At 64.2% G+C, this 21,112-nt stretch carries 19 protein-coding genes and 3 pseudogenes; 12 read left to right on the top strand and 10 right to left on the bottom strand.

Going from position 1 to position 21,112, the window contains the following annotated elements; genetic code table 11:
• Positions 1–166 precede the first annotated feature (166 nt).
• Both ACQCSY_RS09855 and ACQCSY_RS09850 read left to right on the top strand, forming a co-directional pair.
• Positions 167–1,861 carry a hypothetical protein gene (locus ACQCSY_RS09855; protein ID WP_427135243.1) on the top strand — a complete coding sequence of 565 codons (1,695 nt, stop codon included), beginning with the start codon at positions 167–169 and terminating at the stop codon, positions 1,859–1,861.
• Between the two features lie 2 nt (positions 1,862–1,863).
• On the top strand, positions 1,864–3,156 hold the full coding sequence (locus ACQCSY_RS09850) for an MBL fold metallo-hydrolase (protein WP_427135241.1): 1,293 nt from the start codon (positions 1,864–1,866) through the stop codon (positions 3,154–3,156).
• A gap of 302 nt (positions 3,157–3,458) precedes the next feature.
• On the opposite strand, the gene ACQCSY_RS09845 is transcribed toward ACQCSY_RS09850, so the two are convergent.
• The 4 genes from ACQCSY_RS09845 to ACQCSY_RS09830 all read right to left on the bottom strand — a co-directional run bounded on the left by ACQCSY_RS09845 (position 3,459) and on the right by ACQCSY_RS09830 (position 5,902).
• Positions 3,459–3,812 carry a hypothetical protein gene (locus ACQCSY_RS09845; RefSeq protein ID WP_427135239.1) on the bottom strand — a complete coding sequence of 118 codons (354 nt, stop codon included), beginning with the start codon at positions 3,810–3,812 and terminating at the stop codon, positions 3,459–3,461.
• Between the two features lie 3 nt (positions 3,813–3,815).
• Complete coding sequence (locus ACQCSY_RS09840) at positions 3,816–4,325, bottom strand: prevent-host-death protein (protein WP_427135237.1); 510 nt, start codon at positions 4,323–4,325, stop codon at positions 3,816–3,818.
• Positions 4,326–4,367: 42 nt separating this feature from the next.
• Complete coding sequence (locus ACQCSY_RS09835; RefSeq protein WP_354250874.1) at positions 4,368–4,817, bottom strand: ATP-binding protein; 450 nt, start codon at positions 4,815–4,817, stop codon at positions 4,368–4,370.
• 128 nt (positions 4,818–4,945) lie between these two features.
• Positions 4,946–5,902: a proline dehydrogenase family protein gene (locus ACQCSY_RS09830; RefSeq protein WP_427135235.1), complete on the bottom strand. Its 957-nt coding sequence runs from the start codon at positions 5,900–5,902 to the stop codon at positions 4,946–4,948.
• 1,451 nt (positions 5,903–7,353) lie between these two features.
• On the opposite strand from ACQCSY_RS09830, the gene ACQCSY_RS09825 reads away from it, so the two are divergent.
• On the top strand, positions 7,354–7,791 hold the full coding sequence (locus tag ACQCSY_RS09825) for a hypothetical protein (protein ID WP_427135233.1): 438 nt from the start codon (positions 7,354–7,356) through the stop codon (positions 7,789–7,791).
• A gap of 1,021 nt (positions 7,792–8,812) precedes the next feature.
• Entirely contained in the window at positions 8,813–9,364 is a 552-nt protein-coding gene (locus tag ACQCSY_RS09820; RefSeq protein WP_427135231.1) for a COG4315 family predicted lipoprotein, read from the top strand.
• Positions 9,365–9,461: 97 nt separating this feature from the next.
• Here ACQCSY_RS09820 and ACQCSY_RS09815 read toward each other — a convergent pair whose 3' ends face one another.
• From ACQCSY_RS09815 to ACQCSY_RS09805, 3 genes are all read right to left on the bottom strand, one after another.
• Complete coding sequence (locus ACQCSY_RS09815; protein WP_427135229.1) at positions 9,462–10,187, bottom strand: anti-sigma factor family protein; 726 nt, start codon at positions 10,185–10,187, stop codon at positions 9,462–9,464.
• Complete coding sequence (locus ACQCSY_RS09810; RefSeq protein ID WP_427135227.1) at positions 10,184–10,690, bottom strand: sigma-70 family RNA polymerase sigma factor; 507 nt, start codon at positions 10,688–10,690, stop codon at positions 10,184–10,186. Before ACQCSY_RS09810 ends, ACQCSY_RS09815 begins: the two co-directional genes overlap by 4 nt.
• 690 nt (positions 10,691–11,380) lie before the next feature.
• On the bottom strand, positions 11,381–11,575 hold the full coding sequence (locus tag ACQCSY_RS09805; RefSeq protein ID WP_427135225.1) for a recombinase family protein: 195 nt from the start codon (positions 11,573–11,575) through the stop codon (positions 11,381–11,383).
• 395 nt (positions 11,576–11,970) lie between these two features.
• On the opposite strand from ACQCSY_RS09805, the gene ACQCSY_RS09800 reads away from it, so the two are divergent.
• From ACQCSY_RS09800 to ACQCSY_RS09790, 3 genes and pseudogenes are all read left to right on the top strand, one after another.
• Entirely contained in the window at positions 11,971–12,150 is a 180-nt protein-coding gene (locus tag ACQCSY_RS09800; protein WP_427135223.1) for a hypothetical protein, read from the top strand.
• Between the two features lie 287 nt (positions 12,151–12,437).
• Positions 12,438–13,088, top strand: coding sequence for a hypothetical protein (locus ACQCSY_RS09795; RefSeq protein WP_427135221.1), 651 nt, complete (start codon positions 12,438–12,440; stop codon positions 13,086–13,088).
• A 733-nt stretch (positions 13,089–13,821) separates the two neighbouring features.
• Positions 13,822–13,953: pseudogene (locus ACQCSY_RS09790) on the top strand (DUF4193 family protein); the annotation flags it as partial.
• Between the two features lie 185 nt (positions 13,954–14,138).
• Here the strand turns inward: ACQCSY_RS09790 and ACQCSY_RS09785 are convergent.
• Entirely contained in the window at positions 14,139–15,191 is a 1,053-nt protein-coding gene (locus ACQCSY_RS09785; protein ID WP_427135219.1) for a LacI family DNA-binding transcriptional regulator, read from the bottom strand.
• 108 nt (positions 15,192–15,299) lie between these two features.
• On the opposite strand from ACQCSY_RS09785, the gene ACQCSY_RS09780 reads away from it, so the two are divergent.
• The 3 genes from ACQCSY_RS09780 to ACQCSY_RS09770 all read left to right on the top strand — a co-directional run bounded on the left by ACQCSY_RS09780 (position 15,300) and on the right by ACQCSY_RS09770 (position 17,429).
• Positions 15,300–16,421 (top strand): Gfo/Idh/MocA family oxidoreductase, encoded by a 1,122-nt coding sequence (locus tag ACQCSY_RS09780; protein ID WP_427135217.1) that lies wholly within the window; start codon positions 15,300–15,302, stop codon positions 16,419–16,421.
• On the top strand, positions 16,418–17,209 hold the full coding sequence (locus tag ACQCSY_RS09775) for a TIM barrel protein (RefSeq protein ID WP_427135215.1): 792 nt from the start codon (positions 16,418–16,420) through the stop codon (positions 17,207–17,209). Before ACQCSY_RS09780 ends, ACQCSY_RS09775 begins: the two co-directional genes overlap by 4 nt.
• Before the next feature lie 85 nt (positions 17,210–17,294).
• On the top strand, positions 17,295–17,429 hold the full coding sequence (locus ACQCSY_RS09770) for a hypothetical protein (RefSeq protein WP_427135213.1): 135 nt from the start codon (positions 17,295–17,297) through the stop codon (positions 17,427–17,429).
• Between the two features lie 381 nt (positions 17,430–17,810).
• On the opposite strand, the pseudogene ACQCSY_RS09765 reads toward ACQCSY_RS09770, so the two are convergent.
• Both ACQCSY_RS09765 and ACQCSY_RS09760 read right to left on the bottom strand, forming a co-directional pair.
• A pseudogene (locus tag ACQCSY_RS09765) lies at positions 17,811–18,092 on the bottom strand (DUF3846 domain-containing protein); the annotation flags it as partial.
• A 139-nt stretch (positions 18,093–18,231) separates the two neighbouring features.
• Positions 18,232–18,468: pseudogene (locus ACQCSY_RS09760) on the bottom strand (hypothetical protein); the annotation flags it as partial.
• Between ACQCSY_RS09760 and ACQCSY_RS09755 the strand changes: the two are divergent.
• Positions 18,458–19,696 (top strand): glycoside hydrolase family 32 protein, encoded by a 1,239-nt coding sequence (locus ACQCSY_RS09755; protein ID WP_427135211.1) that lies wholly within the window; start codon positions 18,458–18,460, stop codon positions 19,694–19,696. The pseudogene ACQCSY_RS09760 and the gene ACQCSY_RS09755 sit on opposite strands and share 11 nt — an antisense overlap.
• A 155-nt stretch (positions 19,697–19,851) precedes the next feature.
• Positions 19,852–20,796: a carbohydrate kinase family protein gene (locus ACQCSY_RS09750; protein WP_427135209.1), complete on the top strand. Its 945-nt coding sequence runs from the start codon at positions 19,852–19,854 to the stop codon at positions 20,794–20,796.
• Positions 20,797–21,112: the final 316 nt, after the last annotated feature.

The raw sequence follows: 21,112 nt of genomic DNA, 5'->3' as shown, positions 1-21,112 counted from the left end.
GACCCGTCTGTCGGGCAGGTTTCTCACCATCGACATCCCCTTCGAAACGAACCTTAGACCCGGGCCGGCCGGTCGGCTCTTGAAAGTCGTCGATTATGACGCGGCTCGTGGCCTCTGGTATTTGCCGGTTGACCTGAACGGCGCCGCAATCCTCGCTCAACGGGGTATGCAGCCCTCGGAAAGCGACCCCAGAACCCACCAGCAAGTCGTCTACGCCGTGGCGATGAGTGTGATCGAACGAGTCGAGCGGTTCGGCGGCTTCCGCTTCCGCTGGCGTGGCGACGACAAACTCCGCATCGTCCCGCATGCGTTCGAGGGACGCAACGCCTACTTCGACAAGGATCGGCGAGCCGTCCTCCTCGGCTACTTCCGTGCCGATTCGAGGGACCCTGGTGCCAACCTGCCGGGGCAGATGAAGTTCACTTGCCTGTCCGTTGATGTGGTCGCCCATGAAATCACCCACGCCATCGTGCACCGTATGCGCAAGTACTTTTCCGAACCTACTCACCCTGACGTGCTGGCATGGCATGAAGCATTCGCCGACCTCGTTGCGCTGTTCAACCACTTCGGCTTCCCCGAAGTCGTCTCCGATGCCGTAGAGAAATCAGAAGGGACACTCGAGAAGGGGTCGGCACTCCTGGATCTCGCAGCCGAGTTCGGCGAGTCCACCGGCCGCGGCGCAGCACTGAGGTCCGCGATCGGATCCCCCCGTACCCCGGACGCGTTCCTGAAAGCGGTTGAACCACACGATCGCGGTGCATGCTTCGTCGCCGCCGTCTTCGACGCGTTCCTTGACACCTACACGTCCCAGATCGCCGATCTCCGACGAATCGCCAGTGCAGGCACCGGTGTCCTCCCGCCGGGGGCGCTTCCGACAGACCTGGTCAAACGCGTCACCGCCGCGGCGGCGATGAACGCCGACCGGTTCCTGGGAATGGTGGTCCGGGCGTTCGAATACCTCCCCGTCGTCGACGTGACCTTCGGCGATGTTGTCCGGGCGATCGTCACCGCCGACCAAGGACTCTACCCCGATGATGTCGCACACCTCAGAGCAATTCTTGTCGAGGCACTGCGTCGACGCGGCATCTACCCGGCAGGAGTGACCTCCCTCGCCGACGAGGCCCTGGTCTGGTCCAAACCGCCACTGGACCTGAACCTGAGCGGTGGAATCAATGCCGTCGACCTGGCACCGCTGATCCTTGAAGCAACCCTCGACCTTGACACCGGCAGCACCGTCTCCTTCGCCGACGACCATGGCACCACTCCTCCCTCCGGGGAAGCAGTCCCGGGCCCGGCGGCCCCTGGCCAGGCCGCGCATGCCCAGTTGAATGCGCAATCGAAGAACAAACCCTATCTGGCACGCATTCGTGACTGGGGCGAGGAACACGCCTACGAACTTGGCCTGGACAAAGCCGCCGGGAAGATCGAAATGGTCAGCGCCCGGGCCGCCTACCTCCAGGCCTCCGACGGGCAACCCCGACCGATCATCGCCATCCAATTCGCCCAACGTCGAGACGACCTGGAAGATCAGCGAACCGACGACACCGGCGCGCAGATCCGGCGAAGTCAGCGCGCAGCGATCCGCGCCGGCACAACCGTCATCGCCCGCGTGGATGGCCGGGTCGAATTCCTCGTCACCAAACCGTTGCCACTCTCGGACCGCACAAAACTCGACGGCCTGTCGGGGGACCTCAAGGAGTGCGCACTCGGGTTCGACAAGGCCGGCACCGAGCGGTTGGCATCGATCCGCGACTGGATGGGCGACGTCGAAGACAGGGACGCCCTCTCGGCATGGACCCTCGAACCCGCCACACTCCGACTCTCCTTCGCCCGCCTGCACGCCGACCAGGACGGAGCCTGACCATGCCCGCATCCTCCGTCACCGTCCGCATGTATGACGTCGGCTTCGGCGACGCCTTCCTGATTACCGTCACGCAGGACGATCAGGCCTGGCGGATGCTCGTGGACTGCGGCGTCCACAGCCAGGGCAAGGCGCGGCCGCTCCTCGACGTCGTCCGTGCGATCGTCTCCGACCTCACCGAGGCGGCCGCACCAGGAACACCACCCACCCTCGACGTGGTCGTGGCAACACACCACCACGCCGACCACATCACCGGATTCGCCTACGACGACTGGGACAAGGTCCACGTCGGTGAAGTCTGGGTGTCGTTCGTCGAAGACGATTCCGACGACGACGCCAAAACGCTTAAGAACGGGCTCGCCCGCGCAGCAAAAAGCTTGAACACCCTGATCGGTCGTGCGCCCGCTGCGCTCAACGACGAAACGCGAACCCTCGCTCTCGGGCTCGCCCACACACTGGCCCTGAACTCGCTCGGCAACGAGGACGCCATGGACCGTCTGCTCGGACGCAACAACAAACACTTCCTCAACGTCCCGAAGATCCGCTACCTCCCGGACAAGTTCGCCCGGCCCAACGTCATCCGAACATCACTGCCAGAGGTCAACGTGCATGTCCTCGGACCCTCACGTGACCCTGACCAGCTCAAACGGATGAACCCTCCCACGTCCGCCCGCTGGCTCGCCATGCAACAGGCTTTAGACGCCGAACCCGCGAGCGAATCCGCTGGCGACCAGACGCCGGCCAAGCCCATCTTCGACGAGATCTACACTGTCACTCCCGACGAAGTCAGTCATGACATCGGAATCGAACTCGTCAGCACTCTGGCAACCCTCAACCTCCCGACCCTCGTCGATGACACCAGCGAACTTCTGGCAGCAGCATCCATCCTCGAGCGCTCCGTCAACAACACCAGCATCTTCTTCGTTCTCGACGTCGATGGCACCAGACTCGTCTTCGTGGGCGACTCACAACAAGGCGCCTGGGACCACATCCTTCAAGACCCCGCAGCCCGCGCCCTCGTGTCAGAGCCTGCCTTCTATAAGATCGGCCACCACGGCTCCCACAACGCCACACCACGCGATTACGTCACCAACGCCATCGGCAATCACGGAACCTACGCAATGCTCCCGTACGGGAAAGTCGAGCAGTGGGGCGACATCCCCAACGAGACTCTACTGACCGCTTTGACCGGACTGAATACCCACATCGTCAGGGCTGATACACCCGTCGCCGACGCCCGAGTCCACGTCGGACCCGGCAACCTCTGGAGCGAAATCACTTTCCCCGCGATTTGAATGACAACAGACCGCTCAAACGACCGGCGATCCTGTCGCACGACGAGGGGCCGTCCGTGGCGGCATCCGACAGCGATGGTCACGCAACAATCAATGCCGTATGTGTCGAAAAGTGATCCGCCCCACGCCGCCAGCGGTGCAGCCCCGGACGGTTCTTCCCTGACCCCGGGGCCCGCCGCCATGCTGAGTGTCAGGCGACAAGATTTCCAGCCTCACAAACTAATAGTGAAGGGCCCGTTATTGAGTCGGCAGCCTCGTCCCGTGGTCAGAGCTGGCCGTGCTGTTCACGGATGCGTGATCACTCAACTCTTGGTCTCGTTGGGATGGCTTGTATGGACCTGCTCAAGAAAGACCACTTGATCCACGACGTAGAACCAGATGCGGGCATCACCCTTGAGTGTGGGCTTGTGCTGCCACCGCTCATGGGAGGCCCCGCCACGCTTCACAAGACCCAGCTCACCGCGTAGAGGGTAGTTGAAGTGTGTTATCTGCTCAGGGGTGTGCGTCAGAAAATCCCAGGCATCGACCAGGGGATTCCTGATCGTGGCTTTCAGATCTGTCCAGCCACGCCGCGCCTGGACAGAGGCAAACCGAAGTTCGTACTCACTCTTCTTCGTCGGCCGCTCAACCTTTTCGCTCTTCTCACTCTTCGCCATGCTCTACGGACGCTCGACGGCTTCCGAGTCGTCGAGCCACTCCACAGGTTCCTTGCCGAGGCCGGCTGCGATGGCCGTGGCAGTCTCACGCCATGAGGTCAGTTCTGCAATGGCCAGATGGGGCTGATTGGTGGCAAAGGACGCCCTCGCTGCCGCCAGGACATCATCGGCACAAGTCTCCTGGTCAGCTGGGCTCAGGGCAAGCATCCACGGGAAGCGGTCGCTCATACGGGCTGCAAGCGTTCCCTCCGTGCTTGTTGAGACTGCAACGAGCTGGGCTGCCAGTTCCAGCAGTGAAATGCGTGCCGCATCTGCGCTCTCGGACATCAGCACGAGGGACTCGCCGTCACGGCGGGTTACCCGGACAGGGTGGTCTGCCGCTGCTGCAAAGACATCAGCGGAGGAGCGGCTCAGTTCAGAAGACTGGAACGACGTCCGGGTCTTGAAGGGCTGGGATGTCACTGGGGTTTTGGAAGACTGGAAGGTCTTTCGTGATTTTGTTGCTGCGCTCATATACCAACACTAACTCAGAACGTGTTCTGAAGTCTATGGGCGCTAAGCGCCGGAGATGACGGTTAACGGTCCTTCCTCCCGTGTCGGGACCTCGAAGTGATCGAAGTATTCGGCGGCCAGTTCTTCGCTTAAGTGGAAGTCGTCCGCGTGCTCTATCGTTCTGGCACGAATACGCGCGAGGGCTACAGATCGAGGCGTTGCCAAGTAGATGGTTTCCGGCTCAACGCCTAGCGGTCTTAGGAGATCGCGGTAGTTCTCACGCATTCTTCGCGACCAGAAGGAAAAGTCGAGGACAACGTCTGCGTCTTCTTTGATGAGGGCGACCGTACGGTCCCTGAATGCTGCCTCGATCAAGCGCTGAGTCTCCGCATCCAAGGGCATGGTACGTAGTCCCATGTTCCATGCGGCTTCGTCGAAAGAAAGTCGGACCATGCCTTCACCCTCCAACCGACGAGCGACAGTGGACTTGCCCGCTCCTGCTGGCCCGCACATAAATACGACTCGACTCATATCTAAGATCGTATGAGCAGGCATGCCCGGGCACCTACCCGTCTGCCCGGTGAGGGATCCCTCACCGGGCACATGAAGGACTTCTCTAGGCCACCAGGGCCTCGCGATCTTCAGAACTCAACGACACCGATGTCCGCAATCGCCTCGAGGACACGTTCGGGGTGCTCCGCGATGCGGTTGATGACGTAGAGCCACCATTCCGGACCATAGACGATGTATTCGCGTGTCGCGAAGCCCTGCCGTCGAAGCGAGTCGAGCAGTTCGGTGCCGAGGTCCTGGAGCATCTCGAACTCCACGTGCTCTTCCCGTAGCTCATCACCCAACTCATCTTGCAGACGTGAAACTAGTTGAGGATCGTGGGTGGCAAGATTCACACGGTGCCCCGACCGGACCAGCTTCACCGATGCTTCGATGTATGCGGCTGTCATGGGTCCGGAATCACGGGAGAAGGCGACCGACTCCGATTCCAGGAATGCGCCTTTTACAACGCGGATCGGGCCGGGTCGTTGGATCACTCGGTCCAGGTCCGCGGGTGTGCGGTGCAGTCTGGCTTGGAGGGTGATCCCGGTCTCCGGGAATTCGTTAGCCATCTGCTCGTAGATCGAGAGCACCAGGTCCGTCCGGTCCGAGCCCTCTGCCGAGATCATGATCGACGTCCCTGCCTTCCGGGCGGCCTGCGCGATAGCCAAGCCATTGCGCAAGCCGAGATCAGCGGAGACGACAGAACCGACGTGGGAGAGGTCGAAGGAGATCGTGGCAGTCTCAGGAGCGGCGCCGATGCGGCGGGCCAACTCGATGAACTCCTCGGTTTGCTCGTCGGCGATGTTTGCCTGACGCACAGACTCACCGACGAGCTCTATGCTCCCGCGGTGTCCGCGAGCAGTATTCACCTGGAGCAAATCCAAGGCAGCGGTGGCGTCCTCGCCTGCTATGTACCGCTTTGCCAGTCGCGCGGCGAGATGTGCTCCGGTGGGATTCGCGAGCACTCGTGCCTTCAACCCCTCGTCGTGCGCCCACGCGCGCAACGTGTCTGCGGCCCGGGCCAACGTGTCTTCGCTCAATTCCATAACCCGAAGATAAGGGGAAGAAGGCCGGAGCAACAAAATGACGCGGCAAGGGGGCTGGCTTCCCTCGCGCGAGAATGCAGCGTACCAGGGCCGCCCGTAAGCCGGTCGTCTATGGGCATGGCCTGTCCGCTGTCATCACCGTCGTGCTGGTATTACTGACAGCCCTCCGCGTCGGCAGATCCTGATCCTGCCCGAACACGCCCGGACATTCCCCGGAAGATCCGGAGGAGACGCAGTCGCTGCCCCAACGAGCAGTGAACAGCTCGAAAGCGAACCCGTCTCCCTCTGCGTCGCCACCGCCGGAACCAACGACTCCCCGCGCTGGGCGGGGGCGTGGAGGTCCATGTGGCGGTCATCGCCGGTCTGACCGCCGCCTTGGGGCGCGCCGGCCACACCATCGCGGTCATCGAGACCGCCCGTATCGGAACCGCCGAAAGTCTCGGCCGGAACCGGAAAGGGCGGATCCGTCTGGAACCCACACCACCCGGAAAGCTGGTCGTGGTCGATTTTGCCCAGCGGGTGGTCACGCCGGGCTCAGTCGCGAAGACCGACGGGGCAGGAACTGCGCCGCCCGGCCAACCTGGGCTACAGGCACGAATACTTCACCCAACTGGGTTCCAGCAGGACGGCGCACATCGACCTTCGTAAACACCGGCCCGCACCCGTTGAAAACACTGGTTCATTCCGGGGATCCGCTGGCAGGCAGGGATCGAGCCCGGAGTTGAACCAGCAGGCTCCCGGGATCGTCTTTAGGTACAAGCCCGACGTTCCATGTCGGGCCTTCCCTGAGGAGGGCACGATGAAGAATCCTCGCCCGGTGTTTGCCGCCGCGGCGCTGGGCACCACCCTATTGCTGGGAGCCTGCTTCGGCGGACATCCCGCCACTCCAGCACCTGGTCCATCCACGGTCACAACAGTCCCCGCCACGGGGACCCCGTCACCATCGCCCAAGGTCCCGACGACGACCCCGGAACCCACTCCGCCACCGGTGGTTCCTCCTCCCGCTCCGGCCCCACCACCGGTGGTCCCGCTCCCCGCTCCGGCCCCACCACCGGTGGTCCCGCTCCCCGCTCCGGCCCCTTTTGGCAACGACCATGATGCCGACAACAACGGAGGCCCGGACGACGGTGACGGCAACAAGTAGCATGGAGGCGGCGCTCCAACCGCACGGCCAGCCGGAATGTCCGGGCATCAGAACTGACATTTCCAAAGATCCGGTCATCGGCTTGTCGCGTCAGCGCTTGGTCAGCTCGAAGGCAAGGTTTTCAGGAGGTCCGCCGGATCGCCGAAGGGCAAAGCTGTTCGTCGGGCTGCTGGGGGCCACCGCGGTGGTGCTCACGAGTGGTTGCAGTTCTCCGGGGCAGAACCAGATGCCGCCTGCTGCTCCGTCTGAAGCAACACCGTTTGCTTGGTTCCAAGCTGCCGCCCCCCCCCCAGCCGGGTGGAAAACCATGGAACTTTCAGATGGAACGGCGGTGCTGTCCATCCCACCCGATGCGACTCCGGTGCAAGGCGACCCCGGCAGCGTATCCGCGGCCATCACCGCGCCGAACGGTGACCTCCACATCTACCTCAACTCCACACCCCAGCAGGGCGAAGAGTCGCTGGCCAATTGGCCCGAGTTCCGCCTCGACCACCTAACGGGCGAGAATGCCGCATCCGCGACCCGGATGTCCAGCCGAACTGGAATGGTTTTCCGTGGGGGCACAGGTTCGTGCGTGGCCGATAGCTATGTGACCCGTATCGGCGCGCACCGGTACCACGAAATAGCCTGCCTTGTTGAAGGCACCCGTGGCGGCAGTGTTCTGGTCGTGGCCTCTCCCACCGAATCCTGGGACCTTTACAGCTCCCTATTGGAGCAGGCAGTGGACTCATATCTGGCAGAGTAGGCGACCCCAGTGAACACGGCCCGTCGTTCGCCTTCTATTTCTGGCCTTCGAGGGGGTCGCTGCCCGACATCTGCTACTAGGCAGCCCGCGGTTCGCCGTCGGGGCCCCGAGTTGCGATGACGCCCACTCCGCGCTGCCGAATGTAAACGTAACAAAATCCGATCGATTCATCGTGGATTGCCTCGCTGTTCAGAATTGACGGAGGACTCACTCATCCAGGACGAAAGGCTCCCTGCTGTCCGGGGAATTCCGGGGCGCCCGGGGCCGGCCACCACCGCCGGCAGCGCCCACATCGGGTCCCTCTCACCAGCCGATACCGCTGGGGCAGCGCAGGGCACCGATCCAGGCGTTGAGCCCCGCCCAGCGGGCCGCCGTTCAGGGCTTTGGCCGAACCAATCGCTACCGAACCGGGGTCCTCCTCCTGTGTCGGCCTCCGGCTGAGTGCGTCACGTCGGCGTGCGTGGCATGTTTTCGGACCGCGCGCACCAAGAGCACCCCCACCGCGATAGTCCACACCCAGAGCGGGATGAGTACGACCGGGTGAGACTACTGCTGAGCGCCAACCCCCGCTGTGAAAGAACATGGTGACCGGTTCAGCAGCTTCAGAACCGCCGTGAGCATGCCGAGCCTTAATCCACATGGGAAGCGTTCGGGTGCTCATGGCCGAGATCGAGGCTGCAGACGCAGCCCGCCATTGATTGGACATGAAGTCGGCCTGTTCGGCACAGCAGGAACGCCGTGATGTCGTCCGGCCAATTTCCGTTAAATCGGGCTCTGCAGGGGTTTCCAGCGTTGGACGGCGCGAGTCCCGGAACGCTCGTGCGGATAGTCAACGAACTGCACACCCTGGCCCTGGCCCGGCAATGGGGTTCTTCGACGCGCGGGTTCGGACGACACCGCGCGGGACGGTCGCGGGTCCGGGAGGTAATTTCCCGGACCGGTGAACCGTCCCGGTTCCGGCATCGTGTGATTGGTGTGGCCGGTAAATGCGACCGCGTGGACGAGAAGTTAGGAATCGATCATGAAAAAAGGCATCGGCTGTGTGGTCCTGTTCGGCGCCGTGGGCCTGGCCGCCCTGACGGGGTGCGGGCCGTCTTCGACGCCGGCCACCGGGTCGTCCCAGCCGGCGGCGTCATCGCCGGCCGCTTCTTCGTCCGCCGGCGCGGGGGCAACCACCGGTTCGACGACGCCAGCCCCGGCCGCCGCGCCGGTACTGAAAACCGGCAGCACCTCACTGGGGACCATCGTGGTGGATGGCCGGGGCATGAGTGTCTACCATTTCGATAAGGACACGGCGAACACGGGCAAGAGCACCTGCAATGCCGGCTGCGCCGCGTTGTGGCCGGCGGTCAAGGCCACGTCATCGACGCCTGCGGCGGCCGGGGTAACGGGCAAGGTCGGGACCATCACACGCGATGACGGTTCCTTGCAGGTGACCGTCAACGGTCTGCCGGTGTACACGTACGGCAAGGACACGGCGGCCGGCGATGTCCAGGGTCAGGGCGTCGGCGGAGTCTGGTGGGCCGTTACCCCCGCCGGTGACAAGGTTGCAGGGGCACCCTCCGGGTACTGAGCCCCTGAAGGAGTAGACACCTCGGCTCCCCGTGGCGCCCCTGGCCTGGGGGGACGGTCGGGGGCGCCTTCGCGCAGCGCGCGTTACAGCCAGGCAGTCATGGCCGGGCGCTGAGCAGTGTCCTTCCGCTGCCAACGGCACGGATTTCGACGCGGCGGATGTCGGCGGCCCGGATGCCGGTGGTCGCCGTCGGCGTGGCCACCGTCCCGGGGGTCGCCGTCCAGCTCGCCACTTGTGTCGTGACGCCTTGGGAGTCGACAACCATCAGACTGTACTCCTCCGGGGTGCGGGTGTCGCCGGGTCCTGCCTGTGAGGGGTACTCGGTCGGGGAAAGCGTGTACGTGCACTCCCAGTCGATCCGCGTTCCCCACGGCTGCCCGGTGAGGGATCCCTTCGCAGCCAGCGCGCTGGCAACTACAGGGGTGAAGTTCAGGGCCGTTGCTGATGAGGCCTGCGTCTGCACGGCCGGCGGCGCGGGGGCCGTGACCGCCACGGTCACCGCCCCGGACGCCGCTGCGGCGCCCAGCACAAGTCCGGCAACGGCCAGACGCGTCCGCCGCCGCCGCCGCCGGACCTTTTCCGCCAGCCCGGGGAGCAGCCCGGGCGGGGACGTGACGCCGTCGTTCCGCCCGAGGGCTTGTGCCTCCTCGGGTGAAAGAGCGGCCAGCAGTGACGGCAGCCCGGCAAGTTCGGTCACGGCGGCCCTGCATCCGGCGCATCCGGACAGGTGCTCCTCGAACTCATGGCGCTCAGAGGGAAGCAGGGATCCCAGCACATATGCAGCATCCCAGCGGCGGTACTCATCCATTCCGTTCTGGCTCATGGAGTCACTCCTCCTTCCTGCAGAGCCAGCCGCAGAGCCCTCAGCGCATAGTGCAACCGGGACTTCACCGTTCCCTCCGCCAACTGAAGGCTTTGCGCGATTTCGGCCGTTGTCTCTCGTTGATAGTACGAGTGGACGATTACGGCTCTGTGCTCGGCGGACAATCCGGCCAAAGCATCCGATACCAGCCACGCATCCAAGATCCTGTCGATCCGATCCGCCGCTGGAATCTCCGGTAGCCGCTCGGCTCCGGTTTCATGGCGCCGCCGGGCGCTGCGCCGGTCATCGATAACCAGATTGCGGGCAACCGTGTAGAGCCACGCCCGCACCGCCGCCTCCGTGCGCTCCAGAACCGCCGGATGTTGCCATGCGCGGATCAAGGTCTCCTGCACGACATCCTCCGCAAGCGTGCGGTCACCGGTAAGTCTGGTAACGAATCGCCGCAACGCGGGGCCGTAGGTCTCGTGCAGCGAACGCAGTAACTCGGCCTCCTGATCGGACATTTCTGCCTCCTTAGATATAGGACGACGCCGGCCGGATATCGGTTCATCCGGAACCGGTGGCAGACCCGCCCCGTTCCTACGGTTGGGAGGGTCTCCCGGCCCACAGCAAAGGGGTGGCTGACTCCGCGCGCGGATCAGCAATCGAGCCCCACTGGCCGCCTGCCTGGTTGGTTGCGAACGCGGTTTAACGCATAACGCGGTGTAACGCATCCCGTCAATGTCGGTGATCCGCAGCTGCGCCCCGGGCCCCGGGGTGGGGGTATCTCCTTGCGGATGATCACCCGCAACCCTGCCGGCCAGGACGTGAGATCCAGCATGCCGCTAATGTCCGCGACCCAGGCCCCGTGGCGTTCAAACCCGTCACTGTTATACGCCCGTCCCGGCCCTTGGCCGGGACCAGCGGCAGCACCGTCTCCATGGCCGGGGTGACGCCGAACCCGACCGTGCGGGCCAGATCCCGCCGGGGTTCCCCGGTGCCGTCGGCGTCGTGGTCGATGAACGCGGCCAGCGGGTGGAAGCCGCACCCCCTCTTGTAGGTTGGGTTCGCGTTCTTCTTTTCACTGTGACGCCGTCCTTGCACAGTCTCGGTGTCATCCTGTCACGGCAGTGAGCTCGTCCAGGATGTGCGACTCGCGCCTGCGTGCGGCACGCGAATATTCAAGGGCCAGCATCCTGGTCACCGTCTTACGCTCACTCATCGAAAGCTCCATCCGTCAGGCCTACCCGAAACCCGGCCGGAAGCATCCGGCCGCCGGAGGTTTCCCGAGAGGCAGCGATCCCCAATACGCGCAAGATCCGGTTGCAGCCCGCGACTCTCAGCGCCGCATGCTGCAGATCCGCGTTCTGGTCCACAGTGCTGACCCTCGCATATCCGATACTCCCCATGCCACTCCCTCTTAAGCTCATCAAAGGCTAAGTTCCCTTTTGTTGAGAATAGCGTAAGTGAGACACATTACTGAGACAAGGCAGGACCCCGGGAACCGCCGGGAATGCAGGGCTTCGACCAACCCCCGCCGTGCCGGCCGTGCCATCTTGATAAAGGATCCTTTGATGAGGCTGTAACAAGCTAAGGGGCCAGTGTCCGTCAGTTCCTAAATCGGCAACTGACTACCGGCCGGGAAAGCCCAACGGGCCGCCACCGCGATGGCCACTCGAACGGCCCCGCAGAAACGCCATTTGGGCTGCGACATGCCGCCATATTGAATGAACGGTCACACCCGGGGCCATCCACTGGGCCACGGCTGCGTGGCCGAATCAGCCTGGCCGTTTAGCGGGGGAAGGTGAACCGCCTACGCTACTTCCTTTCAGAGGGCGTGTGTGGTCGAAGACCCGTCCCGAGGGCGGACCTGCTGGTCACGTACATCCCGGAGGACCTGAAGGATGAGCCGTTCGGCGGCCGCCACTTCAAGAAGGGGATGCCGAAGGAATTCGAGCACGATCGCGTGATTATGGCAGTTTGAGTGGGTACCACTTTGGCAGTCTGACTTGAGCCCACCTCGCGACTCGCCGGAGCATTAATCGCAGTTTCACCTGAGCCCACCCCACCGTTGATTCCGTCAGAGTGTTTTTCCGATGGTGGAAGGCAGTGATGGAGTCGAGGGTGGATGTTTTTGCTCAGATCCGGAGGACCGGCGCGTCAACGCCTGATCCTCAATGGAACCTGATGGATCCCTTCTGACACCTCCGGAGACGTTTGTGAAGAGGACTACCTCAACTCATATCAGCGGGCCTGCCGTAGCATGGGGCCATGACCTCCGCCGGGTTCGCGCGCTGGGGCGGCCTCACCGCAATCGGCTTCGCTGCCGCGGCTGTTGTCGGCCTCGCTCTCTGGTTCACCGGTGCGGACATGCCCGAAGCCCACCACTCCGCGGCGGATCTGGCCGAACGGGTAGTGAGCATCGATCGCGCCATCGCGGGAGCTTGGGTCCTCATTCTTGCAATGGTCATCCTCGCCGGATTCTCCTGGTGGCTGATGGCTCGGTATGGACACCGCTCGACACTGGTCACCGTCGGCGCAGGGGAGCTGGCGCTGGCGGCCACGATCCATCTCGTGGAGAACCTGCTCGTGATCGGCCTCTACGACGGCATCATCCGGCCGATGGCCGCTTCGGGCGGGTCGGACAGTGCCGCCGGCGATGCACTTTGGGCCGTGGCCTCATCCGCGTCGGTGCTCGCCTTCGGCGTGTTGGGGCTCGGCGCGCTTACGGCAGGGATGGGGTTCCTGCGCGACTTGGGCGCACCACTATGGTTCGGCTATTGGGGCGTGTTCACCGGAGTGCTCGGATTCGCTGCCGCATCGTCCGGGATCTTCGCTGGCCTGAGCTTCCTGGCCGGACCATTCAACCTGAGCATGCTCGCTTGGCTCATCGTGCTCGGCCTTCGGGCGGTGCGCAGCTGAGCAGCGCAGCACCGGAGCGGTGACGCTCCAACGAGGCGGAACCCCGCGCATCGGCTGTGACCCTGAAATCTACCTTCGCACCGCGGACGCTCTCGGCCTCGGATTCGAGGACATCCCGGCCCATGGGGAACATTGGAACGGAAACCATCGGTAGCGACTCCGAGTCCGCCCTTACTTGTCACCTGAGGACACGAATAGGAGCACTGGGCCGTGTCGTCCTGATAAAGGATCTAGTGGGTATCCGGTCTGCTCAGGTTGGCTGGGTGCACGCTCGGACTTGAGCTAATCGCGGACTATTTTGGAGTACCAGGAAGGGTTCGGCGACGAACAGGTCTGTTTGGGGCTCTCTTTTGAGTGTCGCTGACACAACCTGAGCTAACCGGATACGCACTAAGGATCTTTTGCTGAGATGGCAGTGGACGGGCGGTCGGGGGAAGCCCAACGGGCCCCCTCCATGGTTCCTCGAACGGAGCCGCAGAACCGCCAACCTAAGGTGCGATTTAACCGCCATTCTGAACGACCATTCACAGCCGCGAACGCTGTCACTTTCAGAAGTCGTCTGCACGCACTGTCCGAAGGCGTCTGCACGACTGGACGGGATCCCCGGTCAGGGCCGTCGGCTAGCTCCGGCCTTCAAACCCCACCCCCGGGTTCTCCTGACAGGGGAATACCGGCGCATTGGTGTATGTTGCAGTCCCGTCAGAGAAGAACGTCAGAAATGAGAATCACCGAAGTGGCAACCGATTACGACGAAGTCCGTTACGACGTCAAGGAATCCCAGGACCGCTCCCTGGGGGCGCTGCAGTCTGCAAACGCCCCGGATGCCCGCAGCGTCGTCCGTGAGCTGGACGAGGCCGACGCGCTCGGGCGGGAGGAGCGAGATCGAGCACGTACTCGCCGAAACGTCGGACGGTGTGTGTCAGGTAGGCCCGGTGCTCCTATTCGTGTCCCCAGGTGACGAGTAAGGGTAAACCCAGATGGAGGTCAAGCTGGGATTGTTAGCCAGAGTTGGCGGTTAAATCGCAGGATGAGTTGGCGGTTTGGTGTCGCCTATGCCGGGCCTTCACCGGGTGCTGCGGCTTGCGGCTTGGCGGGCACTTCGGCAGCGTCCCGGGACCGGGGCGGGGCTGTGGTCCTGCGGACTACCAGGTGCGGTGTTCTGACGACATGGGTTGGCGATTGGGTTCCTTCTATACGGTCCACGGCGCGCTCAACAGCAGCAGCGGCAAGGAGCGGGGCATCCTGGCTGATGGATGACAGCTGTACGTAGCTGAGCCGGGCGAACTGGCTATCGTCGTAGCCGAGGACGGATACATCCGAAGGGACCTGCAGCCCGGACGCCCGAAGGCTCTCCATCAGGCCGAGGGCTGACCTGTCGTTGAAAGCGATAACAGCAGAGGGAATATCGGCCTTTAGGAATTGGCCGGCTCTCACTCCGTCTTCTTCATGTGGGCCGCCGGGCACAATGACGGGCTCCAGGCCATGGCGGAGCATCTCGGTTCGGAAGGCTGCCCTGCGCTCGTTCGCGGCGACGGCTGTTCCGCCGTCGACATGGACGATGCGGCGGTGACCCAGACCGGTGAGGTGGTCAACGGCCATCCGGATCCCGGCGTGGTTGTCACTGCTTACGGAATCCACGTGCGCATCGACGTCATCCCGGAGAAGGCTGACTATGGGCACCTGGCGCGCGTATCCGGCCAGGTCCTGGTTGCTGAGGGTCGGAGAGATCAGGATGAGCGCTTCGGATCCGAAATCCAACAGGGACTCAATAGCACGCGTCTCAGGCCGGCCGTTGGCCACGGCGCTCAGAGCTATTTCGTATCCCCTGGCCGCGGCTGCGGCGTAGGCAGCGTCGACTATTTCTGCGTGGAAGGGCTGGGAGCTGGAGAAACTCAGGCCAAGCAGCTTGGTCCTGCTGCTGCGCAGCAGCCTCGCCCGGGAGTCCGGCCTGTAGCCGAGTTCGCGGGCAGCTTCCAGGACTTTCTGCCTGGTGGGTTCCGCGGCGCCCGGCGCGCCGCGCATCACGATCGAGACCAGGGCCCGTGAGACGCCGGCTGCCTCGGCCACATCCATGAGGGTCGGGCGGCGCTGCTGTTCTGTCATGTCCCTCCTCGTTGCCATAAGTCTATAGAACGATCTAGACAATGACGTGCATCACATGCAAACATAAGGCTACTAGAACGATCTAGACCCTCGATTTCAGGAGTCATCATGAGTTACCTTCAGCATCCGGTCAGCGAAGACCGGCCAGTCCGTATCGCTTTGATCGGCGCGGGTTGGATTGGAAGTTTCCACGCGGAGTCCGTGGCCCACCGGACTCCCCACGCCTGTCTTGAAGCCATCGCTGATCCGGCACTGCCTGCTGTGGAGGCCCTGGCAAGCCGGTTGGGCGTCACCAGGATCAGCGCAGACGCTGCCGACGTGATCAACGATCCGGACATCGATGCGGTCCTCATCGCGGCACCGGCACGGTTCCACTCCGGGCTGATCGCGGCCGCGGCGCAGGCGGGCAAGGACGTGTTCTGCGAGAAGCCGGGCGGCCGCACCGTGGAGGAACTCGACGAGGCCCTTGGCGCGGCTGACGCTGCCGGGGTGATTGTCCAGTTCGGGTTCAATCGGCGCTACGCGGCCGATTTCGCCGCAGCACGGAAGCTCATCGACGAGGGTGCCGTCGGAACCCCGCAGCTGTTGCGGTCCCTGACCCGCGACCCGGGCAGCAAGGCAGGAATCGCCAACCCGGAGCGGATTCCGCCGGGCACGATCTTTCTGGAAACCCTCATCCACGATTTCGACACCTTGAACTGGCTGAACCCCGGCACCGTTCCCGTCCGCGTCCATGCGGTCGCCGACGCACTGGTCGCCCCGGAGGCAAAGGCCGGCGGACTGCTTGACACAGCAGTCGTCACCATCACGTACAGCAACGGCGCCATCGCGGTGGCCGAAGCGAACTTCAATGCCCTGTACGGCTACGACGTGCGCGGTGAGGTGTTCGGATCCGCGGGCATGGTTACCGCGGGCGGACCTCAGGCCTCCAGCGCGACGAGCTACACCGCGGCCGGCATCGGCGCCGCCACCGTGCGGCTGAATGTGGATCTTTTCCATGACGCCTACACGATGGAACTGGCTCACTTCGTCGACGCCGTGAAAGCACGCCGCGACGGCCTCCAGGCCCCCGGCACCCCGGCCCCCGGTGGCACGGATGCCCGGAATGCCCTGGCCGTGGCTTTGGCGGCGATGCGCTCGGCCGAAACCGGGGCCCCGGTGGATATTGCGTCCATCGCCGAACTGCGGGCCGCCGAGCCCGAACTCCACCAGGCGGGTGAGAGCGCATGAGCTTCCGCCTGGCCGTGTGCGCCGAGATGGTCTACGGCGAACTGCCCCTGATCGACCGCGTGCACCGGATCCACGAGCAGGGCTTCGACGTGGAGCTCTGGGACACCCGGGAACGGGACATCTCCGCCCTCGCTGCCACGGGCGCCCGCTTCTCCTCAATGACTGGCTACTTCGGCGGCAGCCTCATCGACCCGGACAGCGCCGCCGAGGTCCTGGCCTCGGCGGAAAAGCTGATACCCGCAGCACTGGAACTCGGCGTCGAGCGGATGGTGGTCCACCCCGCCGAGCTCGGGAAGGGCGGCCTGGCCGTCCGTCCGGTCCACCGGTCCACCGGCCAGATGTGGCTGACCGGTCTTCGCACGCTTGAACGCCTTGCCGCCCTGGGCGAGAAGCACGGCGTGACGTTTGCCCTGGAGAACCTCAACACAATTCTTGACCACCCGGGCATTCCGCTGGCCCGGGCCAAGGACACCCTGGCGCTGGTCTCGGTCCTTGACCACCCCCACGTGAAGATGATGCTGGATCTCTACCATGCCCAAATCGGGGAAGGAAACCTGATCGAACTCGTCAGGGCCGCCCTGCCCTGGACCGGAGAGATCCAGGTCGCCGACGTTCCCGGCCGGTTCGAACCCGGCACCGGGGAGATCAACTACCGCGCCGTTGCGACGGCGCTGAGGGATGCCGGCTACACCGGCGTCATCGGCCTCGAGGCCGGCGCTTCCGGCGGCCAGGGTCCGGAGGCAGGGGACACCGCCCTCACCGCCTTCCGCACGGCCTTCGAAAGCTGACCCGGCTCCACCCCACCGAACAAGTGCCAGTGCTGTGAATCGCAGAGGTATTTGGCGCGCTTTTAGAGGGGACATTTTGGTGTGGGTGACCGACCTGGACCACGGGGGACGGGCGCTGCTGATCGCCCTGCTCCTTGCCCACGGGAAGTCTGGCGCCGACGGCTTCGCGGTCGCCTTTGCCTTCGAAGCTCTCGGCGAGGTGCTGGCGCCTTTCAGGTGAGCCGTAGGCCGGTTCTCTTTGTGCTGCGCTTGCTGCCCGGTCGTCCATCTTCGCCCCGGCGACGGCTGCCCGGGCGACGGACTCATCGGTGCGTGCGGCTACCGCCTTGGTCCGTTCGTTTTCGGCTTCGGAGCGCACCCTGGACCCAACAGCCGGCCGCGCCAGCGGACGCCCGTATTTGGGTGAGCTCTGCGAACCATTCACCAGCACCCCGGATCTCTCTACTATTATCCAGCGCGTGGCTGGCCGCGCCACTCCGGGTTCCCGCCCAAAACCCTGGGCGGTTGGCGGTCCGCCGCCGGCAACCACAAGCGGCAGCCGGCCACGACGGCGGACCGCCAGCGGTGACCGACCCGCCGGGACCGGCCACCGCCTCAGGTGTCAGCTGACCGGCTGGTGCAGTCCGAACAACTGCTGTGCGAAGTCGATCAATTCCTCGGGCACGTCGGCCTCGTCCGACTCGCCCAGGAACACCACATTCCCGCAGTACACATCGGTCAGGACTCCGGTGTCTTCAAACACCAGGAGCGCGGCACGGCGATTAGGGGCAAGGTTCAGGATTTTGCCTTCCTCGTTCAGGTAGAAGTGCCAGTCATCGCCGCTCACGGCTTCGATGTTTCCGGCCACGAGGGTTTGCAGATTCTCCAACCCTGCGTCGATGGTTTCGACCCGAGCCGGCTAGTGTCCGTCGGCGGGGATGATCAGGGCCGTGCAGGTGCTCATCAGGTGTTGTCCTCTCAAGTGGTGCGGTGGGGGCCGGTGCCCCGGCCGCTGTTTGGCGGGGCACCGGCTGTGACGCTAGTTAGGCGACGTTGACCGTATACGGCTGGCGGTAGCGGGACGGAAGTTCGGCCGCGGCTTCCGGCAGGTCGTCCGGGCCGTGGGCCTGTCCGTTCTTCCACGAGAAGAACGCCTGTTCGGTGATCGCTTCCCACTGCCGGGCCTTGGTCCGGTAGAACGTGCAGCTCACGTCTCCCTCGCAGTACGTGGCGACTCCGAACAGGTTCCCGATGCTGTCAGCGGTCCGCGTGGCCAACACCAGCGGGTTCGGCACGGATTCCGCGGCGCCGCTGGTCGCTGTCTACACCAGCGCCTACAAGATGGCCTCCGCATACCACGGCATCCAGGCGCAGTCCCTGGCCTACAGCCTGGACGGCGGCTACACCTGGACCAAGCACCACGGCAATCCCGTATTGAACCGGGGGTCAGCCGACTTCCGCGATCCAAAGGTCTTCCGCTACGAGTCAGACGCCGGGAGCTACTGGGTGATGGTGGCCGTGGAAGCCCAGGATTTCGAAGTCGTCTTCTATAAGTCCCACGACCTCAAGGACTGGGAGCTGTTGAGCAGCTTCGGCCCGGAGAACGCGACCGGCGGCGTGTGGGAGTGCCCGGACCTCTTCCCGCTGCCTGTCGATGGTGACCCGGGAAATCTGAAATGGGTCCTGACAGTAAACCTCAATCCCGGGGGTCCCAACGGCGGGTCGGCCGGGCAGTACTTCGTGGGAGACTTCGACGGGACCACGTTCACCTCAACCACCACGGTCACCGAAGGCCTGCAGGACCCGGACAGACTCGGCGAGTACCAGTGGCTCGACTGGGGCCGGGACTACTACGCCGCCGTTTCCTTCAGCGACGTTCCCGACGGCCGGCGGCTCATGATCGCGTGGATGAACAACTGGCAGTACGCCAACGAGATACCCACCTCCCCGTGGCGCAGTCCAATGTCCCTGGTCCGTGAAGTGTCCCTGCAGAGCGTGGATGGGAGCTGGCAGCTGGCCCAGCAGGCCGCGGGGGATCTGGCCTCACACGCTGGGCAGACCCCGTCATTCAGTCTTGCGGCAGTCGAAATATCCGACGATCAGCACCTCCTGGACGGTGCAGCCGGCAGCGTCCAACGCATCAAGCTCACCCTCACGCCTGGAACAGCCAAGGAATTCGGTCTTGTTGTCCGCGGCGACGGAGCGCGGGGAACCCGCATCGGGATCCGGCCCACGGAAGGGCTCATCGTCGTTGACCGCAGGGAGTCCGGGCAAACAGATTTCCACGGATCCTTCGCCTCCATCGACACTGCCCCGATCCGGACGACAGACGGTTCCTACGAGCTCACCGTTTATGTGGACCGCTGCTCCGTCGAGGTTTTCGCCCAGGGAGGCCAAGTCACCCTGACCGAATTGATCTTCCCAGCCGCCACCAGCACCAACGTCTCGCTATACGCCGTGGGAGGCACAGCAACCATAAAAAACCTGAATGTCACTCAATACGCGTAACGGTCCCGTCGTTGCGGGCAAGCGGCAGGTGCCGCCCGCAGACCTCACGGTTCTCAAGGCCACAGCAAAATCCCCCAGCATCGCCGCCGCCACAGCCTGAATGCCGCATCATGACCCGTGAGCCCGGCAGCACACCACCTGAAGAAAGACAGCACATGCACCACCTCGAGGCCGCCCTACCGGCCCGGCCGTTCCCGGACGTCATCGTTGTCGGCGAAGCCCTCATCGACATCGTCACCACGCCTGCGGGTACGAGTGAACACCCGGGCGGCTCACCCGCCAACGTCGCTTATGGGCTTGGCCGGCTCGGCATCAACACCGGGCTGTTAACCGCAATTGGCGACGACGAACGCGGCGCCGCCATCGACAGGCACCTGCTCAGCGCCGGCGTGACGCTCCTGCCCGGCTCATACTCCCTTCGCAGAACAGCGTCGGCGACAGCAACGCTCGCCACGGACGGGTCCGCCAGCTACGACTTCGACATTTCCTGGGACCTTGCCCCGGTCGCTCCCGCCTACGTTCCGAAGATCCTTCACACCGGTTCGATCGCCACTTTTCTCGCGCCGGGCGCCGACGCGGTCAAATCACTCCTGCAGCAATGCCGCCACGAATGCACGATCACCTATGACCCCAATATCAGGCCCGCATTGCTCGGCAGCCACGCCGAGGCAACGTCCATCTTCGAAGATCTGGTTCACCTGACGGACGTCGTCAAACTCAGCGATGAGGACGCACGGTGGCTCTACCCCCGGAAGGATTTGGATGCCACCGCCGCGCACCTCCTGGGGCTGGGCGCCGGTCTGGCAGTCATCACCAAAGGCTCACAGGGTTCACTGCTCGCCACAGCCGCGACACGGCTGAACATCCCATCAGTGACATCCGGGGTCGCCGACACGATAGGAGCCGGCGACGCCTACATGGCAGCCCTCATCCTGGGACTCCTCACCCGCGGGACCGATGGCCTCGCGCCCGCTGTCCTGGAGCAGCTGGGACGCACCGCCTCCATGGCCGCCGCCATCACCGTGCGGCGCCCGGGGGCAAATCCGCCGACCTTAGAGGAGCTCCGGACCCATCTTCTGGAACAGCAGCCAGCGTCTTAAAGCGGCCAGCAAGACCCATCTCAACGAGAACGCATCGCGCGATGCCGTATACGAATCCCGCCGCGAAAGCCGCCGAGCGACACATGGCGCCGGAAGATGAGTATCCATAAACTGCGGCGGCCGCCGTCCCGCGGCCCAGCTTGAGGGGAGATCCCACGGAATCGAAGCGTTCGACCCGCCCGAGAAAGCGCCCGCCCAGCGTTCCCCAAACGGACTCCCCATCCAACACTCCAGCTGTCCACAGCTGGGGGTCAATTCTGGTTATCCACGGCTGAAATTGGGAGCCATCGGGGTAGCTCCCTGGCAGCCGCAGCGG

Origin of the sequence: Pseudarthrobacter sp. S9, assembly GCF_050156545.1 — a bacterium.
Taxonomy (GTDB): domain Bacteria; phylum Actinomycetota; class Actinomycetes; order Actinomycetales; family Micrococcaceae; genus Arthrobacter.
The sequence above is the reverse complement of the archived record's forward strand: the minus strand, read 5'-3'. Positions and strand labels throughout refer to the sequence as shown.